The sequence below is a fragment of the Blautia sp. HCP3S3_C4 genome (genome assembly GCF_052064095.1).
Taxonomy (GTDB): Bacteria; Bacillota; Clostridia; order Lachnospirales; family Lachnospiraceae; genus Blautia_A.
In genome coordinates this window covers 18,363-35,922 of sequence record NZ_JBQHWF010000014.1, presented here as the reverse complement: position 1 = coordinate 35,922, position 17,560 = coordinate 18,363, and the positions used below count along the sequence as shown (strand labels likewise).

General features: G+C 46.6%; 15 protein-coding genes and 1 pseudogene. 13 read left to right on the top strand and 3 right to left on the bottom strand.

What is annotated here, in order from left to right; translation table 11 throughout:
* Positions 1 to 55: 55 nt before the first annotated feature.
* Positions 56 to 1,291 carry an ATP-binding protein gene (locus tag ACTNC6_RS12545; RefSeq protein WP_441044250.1) on the bottom strand — a complete coding sequence of 412 codons (1,236 nt, stop codon included), beginning with the start codon at positions 1,289 to 1,291 and terminating at the stop codon, positions 56 to 58.
* Positions 1,292 to 1,385: 94 nt separating this feature from the next.
* On the opposite strand from ACTNC6_RS12545, the pseudogene ACTNC6_RS12540 reads away from it, so the two are divergent.
* A pseudogene (locus ACTNC6_RS12540) lies at positions 1,386 to 2,602 on the top strand (recombinase family protein).
* Positions 2,603 to 2,619: 17 nt separating this feature from the next.
* Here ACTNC6_RS12540 and ACTNC6_RS12535 read toward each other — a convergent pair.
* Positions 2,620 to 3,363 carry a lysophospholipid acyltransferase family protein gene (locus tag ACTNC6_RS12535; protein ID WP_441044249.1) on the bottom strand — a complete coding sequence of 248 codons (744 nt, stop codon included), beginning with the start codon at positions 3,361 to 3,363 and terminating at the stop codon, positions 2,620 to 2,622.
* A gap of 145 nt (positions 3,364 to 3,508) precedes the next feature.
* On the opposite strand from ACTNC6_RS12535, the gene ACTNC6_RS12530 reads away from it, so the two are divergent.
* From ACTNC6_RS12530 to ACTNC6_RS12490, 9 genes are all read left to right on the top strand, one after another.
* Complete coding sequence (locus ACTNC6_RS12530; protein ID WP_019160414.1) at positions 3,509 to 3,916, top strand: protease complex subunit PrcB family protein; 408 nt, start codon at positions 3,509 to 3,511, stop codon at positions 3,914 to 3,916.
* 60 nt (positions 3,917 to 3,976) lie between these two features.
* Positions 3,977 to 5,536, top strand: a complete 1,560-nt coding sequence (locus tag ACTNC6_RS12525; protein ID WP_243176489.1) for a DUF3794 and LysM peptidoglycan-binding domain-containing protein — start codon at positions 3,977 to 3,979, stop codon at positions 5,534 to 5,536.
* A 186-nt stretch (positions 5,537 to 5,722) separates the two neighbouring features.
* Positions 5,723 to 6,583, top strand: coding sequence for a 4-(cytidine 5'-diphospho)-2-C-methyl-D-erythritol kinase (ispE, locus tag ACTNC6_RS12520; RefSeq protein WP_173744179.1), 861 nt, complete (start codon positions 5,723 to 5,725; stop codon positions 6,581 to 6,583).
* Between the two features lie 36 nt (positions 6,584 to 6,619).
* Entirely contained in the window at positions 6,620 to 7,339 is a 720-nt protein-coding gene (locus ACTNC6_RS12515) for a GntR family transcriptional regulator (protein WP_173744178.1), read from the top strand.
* Positions 7,340 to 7,461: 122 nt separating this feature from the next.
* Complete coding sequence (locus ACTNC6_RS12510; protein ID WP_441044248.1) at positions 7,462 to 9,018, top strand: spore germination protein; 1,557 nt, start codon at positions 7,462 to 7,464, stop codon at positions 9,016 to 9,018.
* A complete protein-coding gene (locus ACTNC6_RS12505) occupies positions 9,015 to 10,688 on the top strand; it encodes a GerAB/ArcD/ProY family transporter (RefSeq protein WP_441044247.1) in 1,674 nt (557 codons plus the stop codon). Before ACTNC6_RS12510 ends, ACTNC6_RS12505 begins: the two co-directional genes overlap by 4 nt.
* 44 nt (positions 10,689 to 10,732) lie before the next feature.
* Positions 10,733 to 10,975 (top strand): hypothetical protein, encoded by a 243-nt coding sequence (locus ACTNC6_RS12500; protein ID WP_441044246.1) that lies wholly within the window; start codon positions 10,733 to 10,735, stop codon positions 10,973 to 10,975.
* 36 nt (positions 10,976 to 11,011) lie between these two features.
* Complete coding sequence (gene murI / locus ACTNC6_RS12495) at positions 11,012 to 11,833, top strand: glutamate racemase (RefSeq protein ID WP_173744174.1); 822 nt, start codon at positions 11,012 to 11,014, stop codon at positions 11,831 to 11,833.
* Positions 11,834 to 11,869: 36 nt separating this feature from the next.
* Positions 11,870 to 12,316 (top strand): DUF1934 domain-containing protein, encoded by a 447-nt coding sequence (locus ACTNC6_RS12490; protein ID WP_441044245.1) that lies wholly within the window; start codon positions 11,870 to 11,872, stop codon positions 12,314 to 12,316.
* 78 nt (positions 12,317 to 12,394) lie between these two features.
* Here the strand turns inward: ACTNC6_RS12490 and ACTNC6_RS12485 are convergent, their stop codons facing one another.
* Positions 12,395 to 12,841 carry a hypothetical protein gene (locus ACTNC6_RS12485; protein WP_173744172.1) on the bottom strand — a complete coding sequence of 149 codons (447 nt, stop codon included), beginning with the start codon at positions 12,839 to 12,841 and terminating at the stop codon, positions 12,395 to 12,397.
* 213 nt (positions 12,842 to 13,054) lie between these two features.
* On the opposite strand from ACTNC6_RS12485, the gene ACTNC6_RS12480 reads away from it, so the two are divergent.
* The 3 genes from ACTNC6_RS12480 (at position 13,055) to ACTNC6_RS12470 (ending at position 17,412) form a co-directional block, all read left to right on the top strand.
* A complete protein-coding gene (locus tag ACTNC6_RS12480) occupies positions 13,055 to 14,695 on the top strand; it encodes a polysaccharide deacetylase family protein (RefSeq protein ID WP_441044244.1) in 1,641 nt (546 codons plus the stop codon).
* 34 nt (positions 14,696 to 14,729) lie between these two features.
* A complete protein-coding gene (tig, locus tag ACTNC6_RS12475) occupies positions 14,730 to 15,974 on the top strand; it encodes a trigger factor (RefSeq protein ID WP_441044243.1) in 1,245 nt (414 codons plus the stop codon).
* Between the two features lie 88 nt (positions 15,975 to 16,062).
* The gene (locus tag ACTNC6_RS12470; RefSeq protein ID WP_441044242.1) at positions 16,063 to 17,412 is read left to right on the top strand and encodes a polysaccharide deacetylase family protein; all 1,350 of its coding nucleotides are present in this window, start codon (positions 16,063 to 16,065) and stop codon (positions 17,410 to 17,412) included.
* The last annotated feature ends 148 nt before the right edge of the window (positions 17,413 to 17,560 follow it).

The following is a 17,560-nucleotide window of genomic DNA, read 5'->3' as shown; positions in this document are numbered from 1 at the left end:
GCTCTTTTTTGCAAACAAGAAGGGACTGTCTATCCAGACAGTCCCTTTTGGCGTATCACACACAAAACCCCGCATACACCGGTACAATATGGTAGTTTTCTTTTTCCTTGAAGTCCTCCACCGACAGCAGGTACATTTCTGCATTTGTATTCATTTCTGCCCGGAATCTGGTAAGGTTCCGGGTTTTTTGATGTGGGGTCAGGCGGTAGTCCACAGCAATATGCCGGCCCTCTTTTTCCAGAAGGAAGGGAACTTCGGCTTGGTTGCCGCTGGACCAGTAGGAGAGGGTGTATCCATTTCTGGTAAAGTGCTGTGCCAGAAAGGTTTCGGTGCAGGCTCTGGCTGCCGGGGTGTGGGAACCGGTGAGCAGCTGATAAGATGGTACACCCAGTACTCTGGCGCACAGTCCGCAGTCAGTGGGATACAGATGCAGGGAGGTCTGGCGGCAGGCAAGGGCATATCCTGACCGGAGCAGCCAGTCCAGTGGCTTTTCATAGGTTTTGGCTGTGGCACCTCTGGTTATAAGGGAATATTGGAATCTCCGGCTGGATTTTTCAAGCTGTGCGGGAATGGAGAGCCAGGCATTCTGACAGTGGCGGGTCATTCCTGTGGGAGCCTGGCTGGAAATATCACCCAGGATCAGTTCCAATAGCTTCTGTTGTATATCCGGTACCATCAGCAGTTTTTTCTCCCTGCGGTATTCCAGTATAGACAGTGGCATTCCGCCGGTGACCAGGTAGAGATAAAACTGTGACAGGGCTTTCTGGTGCAGTTCTTTTCCCAGGGGAGTCAGGGCGGAAAAGTGTCTGCGGATTTCCCTGGATAGGGCATATTCCGCATTTGCCCAGAGGAATTCCTCGAAATCCAGAGGATACAGGATGATAATATTGAAATCATTTTTGCTGTAGAGCTCAGGGGAGGCAAGGCCTCTGTGGATGGCAATGATGTGATACTGTGGATAATCCAGAGAGATTGCAGCCAGAAGTGTGGAAAGCTCCGGTACACATTGGATGTTATCAAGGATCAGCAGTGAGACAGAGGGCTTGAGAGGTTTTCCGGCGTAGGTCTCCAGGAAAAGCAGCGCATCCTGGGGCGGTCTGGGTACGGAGAGATAATCGGTGACTGGTTTGTCAGTCTCCAGGTTGAGATAGAGGGTGTTTTTGTAATTTTTTTCTGCAAAATCCAGGGCCAGCCAGGTTTTACCGGTTTGCCGCAGCCCCTGGAGAAGGAGAGGATGGCGGTGGGGATTTTTTTTCCACTGGATCAGGGAATCAGTATATTTTCTGCGCATATGGGTTCCTCCTGTGAATAAGCGGTGATATATAATTAAATTATAAATGTAATCATATGAAAAAACCATACACAGATGAAAAAGGAGGGCTTTTATGAACAGAATCAATGCAATTTATGCCAGGCAGTCCGTGGACAGGGCAGACAGTATCTCTATTGAGAGTCAGATTGAGTTCTGCAAGTATGAATTGAAGGGCGGATCCTTCAGGGAGTACAAGGATCGTGGATACAGTGGTAAAAATACCACCAGGCCTCAGCTGCAGCAGCTTCTTGCGGATATCCGGAGAGGAGAGGTGGAGAAGGTGATCGTGTACAAGCTGGACAGGATCAGCCGTTCTATCCTGGACTTCTCCAATATGATGGAGCTGTTTCAGCAATATCAGGTAGAGTTTGTGTCTTCCACTGAGAAATTTGATACTTCCACACCTATGGGCAGGGCAATGTTAAATATCTGTATTGTGTTTGCCCAGCTGGAGAGGGAGACGATACAGAAGCGTGTCTGTGATGCTTATTATTCCAGAAGCCAGAAAGGATTTCATATGGGAGGAAAGGCACCTTATGGTTACAGGCTGGAGGAAATCGTAATGGATGGGATCCATACCAAGAAGCTGGTGGAGAAGCCGGAAGAGGGGGAGATTGTGCGGGAAATTTTTCACATGTATTGTCAGCCGGAGACTTCTTATGGAGACATCACCCGGTATTATACGGAAAAGGGAGTCCTGTTTTATGGAAAAGCGCTGATCCGCCCAATGCTTGCCCAGCTGCTGAGGAATCCGGCATATGTGCGTGCGGATATGCTTTGATGAGTGTAAAAACAAAGTCTGGTAAACAGTACCTTAGATGCACCCGGCGTCTGAATAATAAAGCCTGTCCGGGGTGTGGAAAAATTTATACGGAGGATGTGGAGCGACATGTATATGAGGAGATGGTAAAAAAACTGAGAGAGGGTCAGGCTCCTGTGGGACACAGATCCCTGAAGGAAGATCCCAGAGTACAGAAAATATATAAGGAAATAGAAGCATTGGAGAAGGAGATTGGGATTCTGGTGGAATCGCTGACAGGGGCAGGAGAGATATTGAGTAGCTATATTGACCAGAGGGTGGATCAGTTGGATCAGCTTCGCAGGCAGAAATCGGAGGAACTGGTAGCTTTGTCTGAAAATCAGGCAACGCCGGAACAGATGGAGAGAGTAGTGTCCAATATTAGTCTCTGGGATAATATTGGATTTGATGAGAAACGGTTTACAGTGGATAAGATGATCACAGTTTTGAAAATTTTACCCGGAACTGTTCAGATCCAGTGGAAATTTTAAACAGCTCCGGGTATTGGTTACTGGGTTAGAGGTTTGTTTTTTTCAAGAATTTGGTGGATGATGCCCTGGGTATATTCGCCAAGATGCTTCTTTGTTTCTTTGTCCAGTTCATCAGGGTAGATGGGCTTGCCGTATTCCACCACAACCTTTGCAGGATGGATTTTCGGGAAATGTGCTTCGAAAATATCTGCGGAGTTGTTGATGGCAATGGGGATGATCGGACATTTTGCCTTGGTGGCGATTTTGAAGCTTCCCTCATGGAAGGGGAGCATATCCAGGTCATCTTCGTTCTTGTTTCTGGTGCCCTCCGGGAAGATACAGATGGAAATGCCGGATTTGACCTTATCTACAGCTGCCAGGATGGTTTTCAGTCCCTGCTTGATGTCCTTCCTGTCCAGGAAGAGGCAGTGGAGATATTTCATCCAGGTGGACAGGAGAGGGATTTTCTCCATTTCTTTTTTGGCAATGTAGCCGGTGCGGATAGGGCAGCGGCTGTAGGTGAGGAGGATGTCAAAGTAGCTTCTGTGATTACCGATATACAGGACAGGGGTGTCCTTCGGTACATTTTCCTCTCCTATTACTGTGACTTTGGCTCCTGTGATCCACAGGATAAATCGAAATACAGCCTGAATGATCCGAAGAGAGCTGATATCCTTGGTCATAGGAGAAAATTTGCCGATGATCCATTCTACCAGTAAGATCGGGATAGACAGGATCAGATATCCGATGACCACAATACAGACAAGAATAAAACGTATCATTTGTGAATCCTTTCCGGATCAGTCCCTGAGAGATTGATCCTAACGTCATTGTATTCATTATAAAGAATCTGCCCACAGCCTGCAAGTATAAATCCCGTTGGATCTGCATAGAATGGCTAGTAAAGAAATATGCCGAGGTAGCATTGTGAGAAAAAAAGCCTGTATGGCCATGGTTTTTTGGCTGGCTGTAATGCTTCTGACCGGATGTGGGCTCATTAAGATAGAGGAGGGAGAACGCACTCCTTTGGAATATACAATTGTGAAACAGGAGGAAATCCCTGCAGAAGCAGTCCGCTTTATGGAACAGAAAAAGAAGAAGGGCTTTCAGATGATCTATAAGGTGGAGGACAGTATGTATCTGATGAAAGGGTATGGCACTCAGGTAACAGGCGGCTACAGTATTCAGGTAGAGGAGGTCTCACAGTCGGAGAACGGAGTTTTCTGTAAAACCCGGCTTCTGGGACCTGCTGAGGGGAAACAGGGACAGGAGCCCTCCTATCCCTGCATTGTCCTGAAAATAAAAAGTACGGATAAACCGGTACAATTCCTGTGAGGACAGGAAACAAAAAATAGAGATCTGAGTCTGTATATCATAGAAGGAGAGGATTAGAGAATGATGGAATTGAAGAAAGAAACTGTGCAGATGCTTCGGGTGAAAAGTAAGGCTGCCAGCCAGGTAACCTTTGATGAGGATTATAATGTGCCGGATACCAGACCGGATATTGGAAGGATGATCCAGAGTAAGGCGGAGATTTCCATGGATGAAGTGCGCCTTAGTGAAGGAAGGGCTTTTCTAAAGGGGAGCCTGAACGTAGATATGCTTTATGTAGGGGAGAAGGAAGGCAGAATATACAGTCTGGCAGCGAAGCTGCCGGTGGATGAGACTGTGAACCTGGAGGGAATAGAGGGCGGAGATAAGCTTTGTCTGAACTGGGAGATGGAGGATCTGAGCATCCATGTGATCCATTCAAGAAAGCTGAATATCAAGGCCATCGTAACCTTTTATGCTGCGGTGGATGAGACAACAGGGATTCAGATACCGGTGGCTCTGGAGGAAGAGGATATTTCGGTAAAAAAGAAGCGGGTGGGGCTTATGAGTCTCTGTATACATAAAAAAGATACGCTACGTATTAAAGAAGATATTGAACTTGCAGCGAACCGGCCTAATGTGGAGTCCCTTTTATGGCACACTATAGAACCCAGAAACCTGGACCTGCGGGTGGAGAAGGATAAGATACGTGTGAAGGGAGAGCTGGCAGTATTTATTCTTTATGAAGGGACAGATGAGGAAGCTTTGCCGCAGTGGCAGGAATATACCCTGCCCTTTTCCAGGGAAATGGAGTGTCAGGGGTGTGGGGAGGAGCTGATCCCCCATATTGAGGTTTCCCTGATCCATCAGGGGATGGAGGTAAAACCGGATGGAGACGGGGAAGAGAGGATTTTTCAGGTAGATGCTGTACTGGAGCTGAATATGAAGCTGTACCGGGAGGTGGAGTATGACCTGGTCCAGGATGTATATACTCCTCTGAAAGAATGCGTGCTTCATGGAAAACAGGAGATTCTGGAAAGTCTTCTGGTGCGGAATTTGTCCAGATTCCGGATGAATGACAGAATTAAAGTGAAGGAAAGCCAGGGGAAAGTGCTGCAGCTTTGCCATAGCTGCGGCAGGGTGAAGATTGATAAGACCAGGATTACGGAGGAGGGAATCCAGGTAGAGGGAATTGTGATCCTAAGGCTTCTTTATATTATTGGTAATGATGAGATGCCCTTTTATTCTATGGAAGCTATGCTGCCCTTTACCCATGTGATCGATGCAAAGGGTGTGGGTCCGGACTGCAGGTATTTTCTGCATTCGGAGCTGGAGCAGCTTTCTGTGACTATGGCTGACGGAGATGAGATCGAGGTAAAGGCTTCTGTAGGGCTGAATGTGCTGGTATTCAGGCAGTGGGAGGAAATGATCATTGATCATGTGGAGGAGAAACCTCTGGATATGAAGAAGATCCAGGATATGCCAGGTGTTACTGTTTATATGGTTAAGCCGGGAGATACGCTGTGGGATATTGCCAGATCCTTTTATACCACAGTGGAGGAAATCTGCACGATGAACAGTCTGCAGGAGGCGGAGATCAGCCCCGGCCAGTCTCTGCTTCTGGTAAAACAGGTACAGAGCTAAAAGGCTGCCGCAGGTTCTGTTATTGAAAAAAATCCCACAAAAAAACAGAGTTTCCTGTATTGAAATCCTGCTGAAAATGATTTAAAATAAAACTCAAGAATGCTTTGTATACAAAGTACAAAAGCCCGGCTCCCATGTCGGGTATTTGCTGAAGAATAAAAAACAAAGGAATAAACGGAGGGTTATATGCGTTTACGTGCACTGGCGAAGATTAATTTGGGACTGGATATTCTGGGAAAAAGAGAGGATGGATATCATGAGGTGCGGATGATCATGCAGACCATTCAGATGTATGATGTGCTGGAGATAAAGAAAAAGAAAGCCCCCGGGATTTCTCTGTCTGTGAATTATCCATATATTCCCTGTGACGAGAGAAATCTGGTGTACAAAGCAGCGAAGCTTCTGATGGATGAATTTCAGGTAAAGGGTGGAGTTACCATCAGACTTGAAAAGTTTATTCCTGTAGCTGCAGGAATGGCAGGAGGAAGCTCTGATGCGGCAGCAACACTGGTGGGGATCAATCGTCTGTTTAAGCTTGGACTGAGCGAGAGAGAACTGATGGACCGGGCAGTAAAGATTGGGGCAGATGTTCCTTATTGTATTATGAGAGGTACGGCTCTGGCAGAGGGGATCGGTGAGAAGCTTACCGGAATCACTCAGGTACCGGAGTGCTTTGTGCTGATCGGTAAGCCGGGGATCAATGTATCTACCAGGGCAGCCTATGAGAGCCTGAATCTGTCTGGGATTCAGAATCATCCGGATATTGACGGAATGATTCAGGATATTCAGAATGGTGATCTGCAGGGAATGACTGCCAAAATGGGAAATGTATTTGAACCGGGAATTATTGGTCAGTATCCTGTGATTCAGGAGATTAAGGATCTGATGGAGAGCCATGGGGCATTGAAGGCTATGATGAGTGGAAGCGGCCCTACAGTGTTTGGCATTTTTGACAGTCAGGAGAAAATGGATGCTGCTGCGAAAATCCTGAGAGAGAGTAATCTGGCCAAAACAGTATTTGGAACCAGAGTCTTTAACAGGATTTGATATTGAAATATACAGAAGGAGCGGAGGAATATACAGATGACAAGTGAGTTTTCCGTAAATATGAATGAATATCTGCCACTGCGGGATGTGGTTTTTAATACTTTGCGTCAGGCAATACTGAAGGGGGAATTGAAACCGGGGGAGAGACTGATGGAGATTGCACTGGCAGAAAGGCTGGGAGTCAGCAGAACTCCTATTCGTGAGGCAATGCGCAAGCTGGAACAGGAGGGACTGGTGGTGATGATCCCGCGCAGGGGAGCCCAGGTTGCCAATATTACAGAGAAGGATCTGAATGATGTTCTTGAGGTTCGTATTGCTCTTGAAAATGTTGCCATTGAAAAGGCCTGTGACCGTATGACTGAGGAGGAGATGAGCAAACTGTGGCTTGCAGCCAAGGAGTTTGAGCATACCATTGCAGAGGGAAATCTGGTAAAGCTGGCAGAGGCTGATGTGGCCTTTCATGAGATTATTTATCGGGCATCAGATAACAAGCGTCTGATTCAGGTGCTGAACAACATGCGTGAGCAGATCTACCGTTACAGGGTGGAATATCTGAAAGAGGGAGAAACCAGAGATGTGTTGGTGAAGGAGCATGAGGAGCTGACCAGGGCTATCCGGGAGCGCAATGTGGAGCGCGCAAAGGAGCTGTCATTTCAGCATATTGAGAATCAGAGAATGGCGATCATGCGATCCATTGAGGCAGAGAATGCGGAAAAGGAGAAGCGGGAGAGAGAGAAGAGCAGAAATCATAAATAAAATTTCAAATTTCGGAGATTCTAAGAGAGGTGAAAGACCTCTCTTTTTTGTGGAAAAAATAGGATGTGGAAAGTCATCCGAAGGAAAAGGACAGAGAGGGAAGTGAGTAAAAGGATAAAATCATGAGGAAATCAGGAGGGAAAGCATTGGAGCAGGAGAAAAAAAGACAGCCGGAGCAGGAAGGGGACAACGCACAGGACAGAAAAATCAGCTCCAGTCTGCGGGAAAATGAGAAGTATCTGAGAAAACGGCTGGAAAACTGCAGTGATATTCTGATCCGTCCCATGCGGTTGGGAGAGCAGCGAAAGGTAGATTGTCTGATGGTATATATTGAGGTTGCTGTTTCCAATATGATGCTGGATGATTCTGCCATTGGAAAAATGATCAATCATTTCTGGACCGTTTCTCCGGAACAGATCCGGGAGTTCGTTCAGTACAACAGTCTGGGAATTGCAGATGTAAAGAAGTTATCCGGAATGGAAGAGGCGCTAAGCGCCATACTTACAGGAAATGCAGTTTTCTTTATGGATGGTTATGACAGGGCCATGAAAATATCAAGCAAAGGATACCCGGCTATGGGAGTATCGGAAGCTGATAAAGAAAAGGTACTCAGAGGCTCCAGAGAAGGATTTTCCGACAGTGTGAAAAGTAATTCTGCGCTGGTGAGGAAGCGTCTGCGGGATACCAGGCTGAAGGTGGAGGAATATAATGTAGGTGTCCGGTCCCACACTCTGATACAGATTCTTTATATGGAGGATCTGGTCCATGAGGAGCTTCTGGAGGAGGTAAAGGAACGGTTGGGAGAGTTTGAGATTGACGGGATCCTGGACAGTGGGATGCTGGAGCAGCTGACTGAGGATGCATGGTATTCGCCTTTTCCCCAGTATCAGACTACAGAACGGCCGGACCGGGCTGTGCAGGAAATTCTGAACGGAAAGGTTGTGCTTCTGTGTGATAACTCTCCGGAAGCACTGGTGTTGCCTGGGAATTTCGGCAGCTTTATGGAGAGCAGCGAGGACTGGTATCACAGGTTTGAGATGGCTTCCTTTCTGCGGATGCTACGGTATCTGGCAGTGCTGGCAGCTACCCTTCTGCCGGGACTTTATCTGGCAGTGATACGCTTTCATACCCAGATTCTGCCTGGGAATCTGATCCTTTCCTTTGCAGAGGCCAGGGAGGGAGTTCCTTTTTCCAGTGTGACAGAGCTGATTTTTCTGGAACTGTCCTTTGAATTGCTGCGGGAAGCGGGGGTGAGGGTGCCGGGTGCCCTGGGAAATGCCATCGGAATTGTGGGAGGCCTGGTAATCGGTCAGGCGGCTGTGGAGGCAAACCTGGTCAGCCCTATTGTAGTGATGATTGTGGCGCTTACAGCACTGGGATCTCTTGCAGTTCCCAATGAAGAGTTTGCGGCAGCATTTCGGCTTCTGAAATATGTTTTTCTTGTTATGGGAGGCGGCCTGGGGATTTATGGTATTGTTCTGGGAATATATCTTACAGCAGGACATCTGGCAGGGCTTGTCAGCTTTGGAATTCCTTATCTGATGCCCTTTGTGAAAAAAACTTCCGGAACCAATTCCGGGGAGGGAATCTGGCGGCTGCCTATCCGCAGAAGAATCTTTCGGCCGGGCTATGCCAGAGAAGACCAGAGCCTGCGGTTGAAAAGAAAGGAGCAGTCATGAGATTTGCAGAAAATAACAGAATTTCCCACAGACAGCTTTACAGGCAGATGATCCTGGAGTTTCTGGCGCCCTTTATTCTGTGTATGTACGGAGCCAGGAAGCTGAATGGGATCAATGCATTGATTGGCATGGCAATGGCCTTGATCCCTCTGGGTTTTTATGTGATCGTTCTTATCCGTATGGCACCGGTGTTTGAGAATCTGAAGAAAAGCGGCGGAGTTCTTGTGGGGCAGCTGACAGGATTATTTTTCATGGTGTTTATTCTTATGGCAGGCGGCTATATCCTGGCTGTTCTGGGACAGCTGGTGCCGGTAAGCCTGATTACAGGAATGTCTGAGGAATGGATTACTTTCTGGGCAGTTCTGGTGTGCATGACCGGAATCAGGGGAGGAATGCCCGGCAGAGGAAGAATGGCACAGATATCCGGAGGGGTGCTGCTGGGAGGCATGATTTTGATGATGGTTCTATGTATTCCTCAGGGAAAGATAGAATATCTGCAGGATATGGCTGCTGCATGGAAGTTTTCGGGTCAGGAGATTTTGGATGGCTTTTACGGAACCATATGTGCGTTTTCTGCTGTAGGGCTTCTTCCCTTTCTCCTGGGAAATGTAGAGAAATATGCAAGTGCCGGGAAAACAGTGCTGGCGGGGATTCTCACATTGGGTGGAATCCTTATGGGAATGGCTGTGCTCCTTCCTGCTGTGCTGGGATATGGCAGGGTTGTTCAGGAGAGATATCCGGTGCTGCCGTTGCTGGACGGAGCAGACCTGCCGGGAAATGTGCTGGCCAGATTTGATGTACTGTGGATGGGTTTTCTGCTGTACAGTCTTTTGTTTGCCCTGGGAAGCCTTCTACATTATAGCAGGCAGATCGCGGAAGGAGTAGGACTGGGACGGGGAAAAATGTGGACTGCAGTCGCAGCAGTTCTGATCTGGTGCATTGCCCGGACAGGAAAGTGGATTCTGGAGTCTTTTGGCTGGTACCTTGGCTATATTTTTGTTCCCGGTCTTTTGATCTGTCAGATATTTCTTTTTCTGAGGTCAAAAAAACGCCACAGAAAAAAAGGGGTGATAATTTCCGGAGTACTTATCTGCAGCATAATGCTGGGCGGCTGTGCAGGGGCTGTAGAGCCGGAGAAAAGAATGTATGCCCTGGCTCTGGGGGTGGATGCCTCTGAGAATGGACTTCTGGTTTCCTATGGAATGCCTGATCTGCCTGAAAGTACAGGACAGGGAAAAGAGGAGGAAAATGGAAGCACCAGGGTGTTGGCGATCAGAGGAGAGAATTTTACACAGATAGAGGAAGCTTATGATCGTTCTCAGGAAAAATTCCGGGATTTGGGGCACCTTCAGGTGTTGGTGCTGGGGAAGCCGCTTCTGGAGGATGGACGATGGGAGCTGGTGCTGGACTATCTGAAGCAGGAAGCCTTTGTGGGAGAGGATCTGTATGTATTTCAGGCAGAAAATGCCGGCCAGGTGCTGAACTGGCAGGGGCAGGATAATTCTTCTCTGGGAGAATATGTTACAGGGCTGATCGAAAACCGGATGTCCGGGCGCAGGGTGCATACGGTAACCTTGCGGCAGGTGTTTTATGAGAAATATAAAAGCCATACCATGCCAAAGCTGCCGGAAATTACAGTGACGGATTCCAGTCTGGAAATTTCTGTATAAAGTTTTTGGAACTGGAAATGCTTTCTGTAAGGAGGATATGGTTTATGGAGAAAAAAAGGCAAAGAAGACTGGTATTGTCTTTGGCAGCAGGACTTGTGGGGACTTTTCTGGTAAATGCAGTACCGGAGAGAACAGAATATACAGAAAATATTTACAGGGAGCAGGCACAGATCACTGCCTGGTGGGGATCTTTATATCCGAAATTCTGCTTTGCGGAAAAACCTGACAATACAAAAGAAAAAGTAAAGATTTCCTTCTGGCTTGCACAGGTTCTCGATTGGTGTTAGAATAGGAAAATAACCCAAAGAGATGGAGATTGAGCAATGAAAACAGACAGAGAGGCACCGGTAGGCGTTTTTGATTCCGGTGTGGGAGGACTGACAGTAGCGCGGGAGATCATGCGTAACCTTCCTTCAGAGAAAATAGTATATTTTGGCGATACAGCGCGGGTGCCCTATGGGAATAAATCCCGGGAGACGGTCATCCGGTATTCGCACCAGATCTGCCGCTTTCTTCAGGAACAGCAGGTGAAGGCCATCGTGGTTGCCTGCAATACAGCCAGTGCGTTTGCTCTGGATGCTATACGGGACGACTTTGACATTCCCATTATCGGGGTGATCGAAGCCGGTGCCAAGGTGGCTGCTGCCCGCACCAGAAATAAGCGTGTGGGGATCATTGGTACTGTGGGTACTGTGGGCAGCGGCATCCATGCAGAATATCTCAGGAAGCTGGACCCGGAGATCACGGTATTTGGCAAGGCCTGTCCGCTTTTTGTTCCTCTTGTGGAGGAAGGATGGCTGCATGATCCGGTGACTACAGAGGTGGCGGTCAGATACTTAAGGGAGCTACAGGATAAAAAAGTGGATACACTGATTCTGGGATGTACACATTATCCCCTGCTTCGTTCCACAATCCGGGAAATTATGGGAGAGGATGTGTGTCTGGTGAATCCGGCTTATGAGACAGCTCTGGAGCTGGGCAGACTGTTGACAGAAAAGGGACTTTCCAGTACAGGGGCACAGCAGAAGGAGTTCCCTTATCGCTTTTTTGTCAGTGATCTGGCAGATGAGTTTAAGGAATTTGCCAATTCGATTCTTCCTTATGATGTGGAAATGACCAAGAAAATTGATATTGAGAAGTATTAAGGCGCTGTAAGGGCAGCCTGTCAGGAGCAGAGAAAGATGGATAAAGAAGTATTGATTCATGTAAAAGGTTTACATATGATTGATTCTCAGGGAGAAGAGGAGCCGGTGGAGATCATTGTACCGGGAGAGTACTATTTCCGCAACGGAAGCCACTATCTCCGTTATGAGGAAATTGTGGAGGATTCCCGCAAGCCTATCATTAATTACATAAAAATGTCTCCTAAGGGCATGGAAGTCCGCAAAAAGGGAGTAGTCAATGTACATATGGTTTTTGAGCAGGGAAAGAAGAATATGACCTATTATTCTACTCCCTACGGAACCATTGAGATGGGGATCGCGGCCACCAATCTTTTCCTGGAGGAAAAGGACGGAGGCCTGAACATGAAGGTGGACTATGCACTGGATATGAACCAGGAGCATGTTGCAGACTGCTGTCTGGCTATCCAGGCACAGCCAAAGGACTGTAAGAAATTTACTTTATAACAGGTATGTATGCCTGTACAGGCGAAAAAATAAGAAAGACTGCTGTGACAACAGCAGCCTTTTTTATTTTTGAGTTGATTATTTGTTCTTTTTGAAACGGCCGAAGAACCCTTTCTTTTTCGGAGCCGGAGCTTCCAGAGAACCACGGAGTCCCTTTACTCCTACGATATAAAGACCACTTACCTCTGCTTTGATCTCCTTTTTCACAGGGATAAGGTCGAAAACCTTCTCATCTGCAATCAGAATGGAAATCTTGGGGCCAACCTTTGCCTTGACGATTGGCAGCTTGGAACGGCGCATCAGCTTAGGGGTCTGGTCAATAACCATCTGAGGAAGGCCGGATTCCTTCAGTGGCATCCTCTTTTTATCGATAACCAGCATGGAAATAGTTTGTTTGCTTGCTTCGATCTGAGCCTGCTGCTCTTCCTGTTTCTTCTGTGCTTTTTTGCCAAAGAAATATAAACCGATCAGTACACCGATCAGGATAACAAGAATGACCAGAAGGACAATTGTTACTGTGCTCATTTGCATCCTCCTAATTAATGTAGTGTAAACATCATTGTTTTATTTTACCATTAAATTGTTGAAAACGCAAGTTACTGTTCGTGCAGGTTTTCGGAAATTAAGTGGAAATTTATTTGTTTTCGGGGTATAATTAATTATGTATAACCTGTTTCCGGAGGCAAAGCGAAAAGGAACAGGATGTTGTCTTTACTTATATGGATAAAGGAGAAAATTATGAGCGAAATGAAGCCTGATTCTGTTGAAACAGAGGAGAGACTTATGGAAAAAGAACAGGATGTACCTGTGGAAGATAATGATAAAGCTTATGAAGACGATGATAAAGCCTATGAAGAGCGGAAAGCTGCCAGACAGGAGCGCCGCAGACGCCAGAAGCGAAAAAGGAGAAACCGTCGTATTGCAGGCGGGATCCTTGTTGCTGCAGTGGCAGCCATAGGTGTTGGCGTGGGATTTTACGGAGATGAGCTTCAGACTTTTTTTAAGGAACAGCAGGTGAAAATTTCCCAACTGACAGCAAGCAATAAAAAAGAAGAGAAAAAAGAGACTGCAGAGAATACGAAGAAAGCAGAAGAGGCGGAAAAAGAAGAAACAAAGGAGACAGAGCAGACTTCTGCAAAGGTGGAGGAGACTCCTGCCCCTGAGGACAATCAGGAAACAATGACCAAGGAAGAGAAAAAGATATACAAAAGAGCCAAGCTTTACAGTCAGCAGTATAATTATGACAAGGCAATCAAGGTTCTGAAGGAAAGCTCTTATTATGAGACCAACAGCAGATTTCAGCATGCAGTGGAGGTATATCAGAAGAAAAAGGATTCCTGTGTATCCTGGCCTGTTGATCAGGTGACACATGTGTTTTATCACACCCTGATCGCAGATACCTCTAAGGCCTTTGACGGAGATTACAAGGCTGCAGATTACGATCAGGTAATGACCACCATAGATGAATTTAATAAGATCACTCAGAGCATGTATGATAAGGGCTATGTAATGGTAAATATTTATGATCTGGCCAAGGTAGATGAGAATGGTAATATGAGCGCAGGAGAGATTCTTCTGCCCCCCGGTAAAGTGCCGTTTGTCCTTTCGCAGGATGATGTGTGCTATTATCATTATATGGACGGTGACGGATTTGCCACCAAACTGGTGGTGGATGAGGATGGTAAGATCCGCAATGAATATGTAAATGATGATGGAAGTGTATCTGTGGGAGATTATGATATGGTTCCGCTGATCGACCGTTTTGTAGAGGAGCATCCGGATTTTTCCTATCGGGGAGCTAAGGGAATTGTGGCATTGACCGGCTATAACGGAATCCTGGGATATCGTACAGATATCAGCTATGAGACACGGCCCGATGATCTGGACCAGAATAAGGTAGACTGGCTGAACAGTCATCCGGATTTTAACCTGGATACTGAGAGAGAAGAAGCCAAAAAGGTTGCCCAGGCTATGAAGGAGGACGGATGGGTCTTTGCCAGCCACACTTGGGGACATCTGAATGTAAGTCAGATCAGTCTGGAGAGGCTTCAGGCAGATACCCAGAAATTTAAGGAAAATGTGGATCCTCTGATCGGAGGAACAGATATCATTATCTTTGCTTTTGGCGCAGACCTTACAGGAGTGGAGGACTATTCCGGAGATAAATTTGAGTATCTGAAGAGCCAGGGCTATAATTATTATTGCAATGTGGACTCCAGTAAATATTACGTGCAGCTCCGTGACAGATATTTCCGCATGGGAAGAAGAAATCTGGATGGATACCGAATGTATTATAATCCGGATCTGTTGACGGATCTGTTTGATGCCAGCGCAGTATTTGATCCTGCCAGACCGGTACCGGTGCCGCCAATGGGGTAGAATTAACGGAGTATAGCGATAGAAGGGAGAGAATATGAAGAAAAGAATATATCTTGCCATGCTTGCTGCATGCCTGGCGCTGACAATGACAGGCTGTGGAGAAAGCGGGAAAACAGGGACGGATACGGCAGAAACACAGGAGAACACAGATGGAAAAACTGCGGAGGCAGGGGTTTCCAGGCTGGTTTCTGTTGATAATGTAGATAAATATATCACTTTGGGAGAGTATAAGGGGCTGATCCTGGATAATACAGTGGAGGTCATCACAGATGATGATGTGCAGGCCAGAATCGACCAGGAGCTTCAGGATAAAGCAGAGGCAGTTTCTGACGGAGCCCAGGAGGGTGATCTGGTTACAGTGAATTATGTGGGAACTATTGACGGAGAGACTTTTGACGGAGGAACTGCCAATAATTATGATTTTATCATAGGAAACGGCGGGATGTTCCAGGAGTTTGAGCAGGGTGTGATTGGCATGAAGAAGGGGGAGACAAAGGAAATTTCTATTGATTTCCCTTCAGATTACAGTGATAGTACACTGGCAGGAAAAAAGGCAGACTATAAGGTGACTGTCCAGAATGTCCGCCGTGCTCCTGAGCTTACAGATGAATGGGTAACAAAAAATACAGATTATACCACAGTAGAAGAATACAGGGAGGGAACTTATAAGACTCTGGAAAAGGAAGCCAGGGAATCTGCAGGTGAAGTGTTGAAAAACACTGCATGGAATACAGTTCTGGAGAACACAGAGGTAAAGGAATATCCTGAGGTAGATGTGGAGAATGCGATCTCTGAATTCCACAAGAGTATGGAGGTTTATGCGAAACAGGCAGATATGACGCTGGAGGAGTTTGTGGAAAGCCAGGGAATCTCCCAGGATGCTTTTGATGAGCAGAGCCGCCAGTATGCAGAGGGCAAGGTAAAGCAGAATCTGATCGTTCAGGGCATTATGGATGCAGAGGGACTTTCCCTGGATGATAAGGAAAGCCTTAAGGTGCAGGAGGAGCTTGTAAAACAGATGGGAGCCGCTAATCTTGCAGAACTGGTAGATACCTACGGGCAGAGCTATGTGGATGAGTCTGTGGGACTGCTGCGGGTGGAAGACTTTATTGTGAAGAATGCAAGGGTAAGTGAAAAGTCAGCAAACGGAGATACAGTAGCAGATAATGCAGAGGGTGCTGCGGAGCAGGCAGAGGACTCTGCATCAGGAGACAGCCAGACAGAAGAGTCAGAAGTAGATCAGAATCTGGAAGATGAGCTTGGTACAGAGGCGGAATAGTGATTGTATTTATCGGGCAAATGAGTTATGATAGAGTAATGAGAGATACTTGACATGAATATTAAACAAAAAGTGGGGAAAGGTAACAATGGATAAGCGTGTTTTGCGTGAAAGAATGCGCAGAAAAAAACGTCAGATGATGATCAGGCGATATACAAGATTAGGCCTTTATGTCGTGGGACTGATTCTGGCAATTGTATTTGTGGTCAGAGGGATCATAATTCCTGTCGCACATCGTGTAACCGGAGGCGGTAATACAGGGAAAACTGTAGAGGCTCAGGCGCAGACTGAGCAGACTACTGATCCAAATGCAGCAGTGAGACAGCCGCTGAAGGGAAAATCAGATACAGATAAAATAGGCACCATGACTGTTGGATGGCATGAGGATTCCAATGGGAAATGGTATCAGAACGCAGATGGTACATATTATGCCGGGGGCTTCCAGGAGATTGACGGACAGACATATGCCTTCGATTCCAATGGATATTTACAGACCGGCTGGGTAACCAAGGGAGTGAATGATTATTTTTTCAAGGATGACGGCACCTACGATCCGTCTCAGAAGCGCCCCATGCTGGCACTGACCTTTGATGACGGACCCGGACAATATACAGAGGAGCTTCTGGATTGCCTGGAGGAGAACAATGCACATGCTACATTCTTTATGCTTGGTAAGAATGTCAGTGCATATCCGGAGGCACCAAAACGTATGCTTGAACTTGGCTGTGAGATTGGAAATCATTCCTGGGATCATACACAGCTGACAACAATTGATCTTGATGCAGTTGCAAAGCAGTTTTCTGATACAGATGATGCGTTGATTCAGGCATGCGGACAGGCTGCGAGTGTGGCACGTGCGCCTTACGGAGACGGAAATTCAGATATTTATAATACTGTAAATAAGCCGTTCTTTATGTGGTCTCTGGATACAGAGGACTGGAAGCTTATGGATGCAGATGCAGATTACAGTGCGGTAATGAATGGAGATCTGACAGATGGAAGTATCATCCTGATGCATGATATTCATGAGCCGTCTGTAAAGGCAGCTTTGAGGCTGATACCAGATCTTATTGCAAAGGGATATAAACTTGTAACTGTAAGTGAGATGGCAGAAGCCAAGAATGTAACCTTGCAGAATGCATGTTATGTGGATTTCTGGCAGAGTACTCTGGACAGCGGACAGGTTCCGGGATATCAGGGAGGTTCTGATGCAGCAGCTTCTGCAGACGGAACAGATGGTACATCTGATGCAAGTACAGACTCTTCTGACGGAAGTGAGGATTATTCTGATGGAAGTACAGATTCTGGAGATGGAAGCACAGATGACAGCAGCTATGATGACGGCAGCTATGATGATGGTAGCTATGACGACGGAAGCTATGATGATTCCGGAGATTACAGTGATGATAATGTAGATTATGGGGACGGATACGAATAAAACATGAATTTCAGAGATCTGTCCGGATAAAAGAAAGAAGAGCAGTTCCTGTAAAACTGTGATATATACTCAGAATTGCAGATATATCGCAGAGGGAACGGCTCTTTTTTGATATCTGCAAATTGCTCCGCTGATTTATTTTGACCTT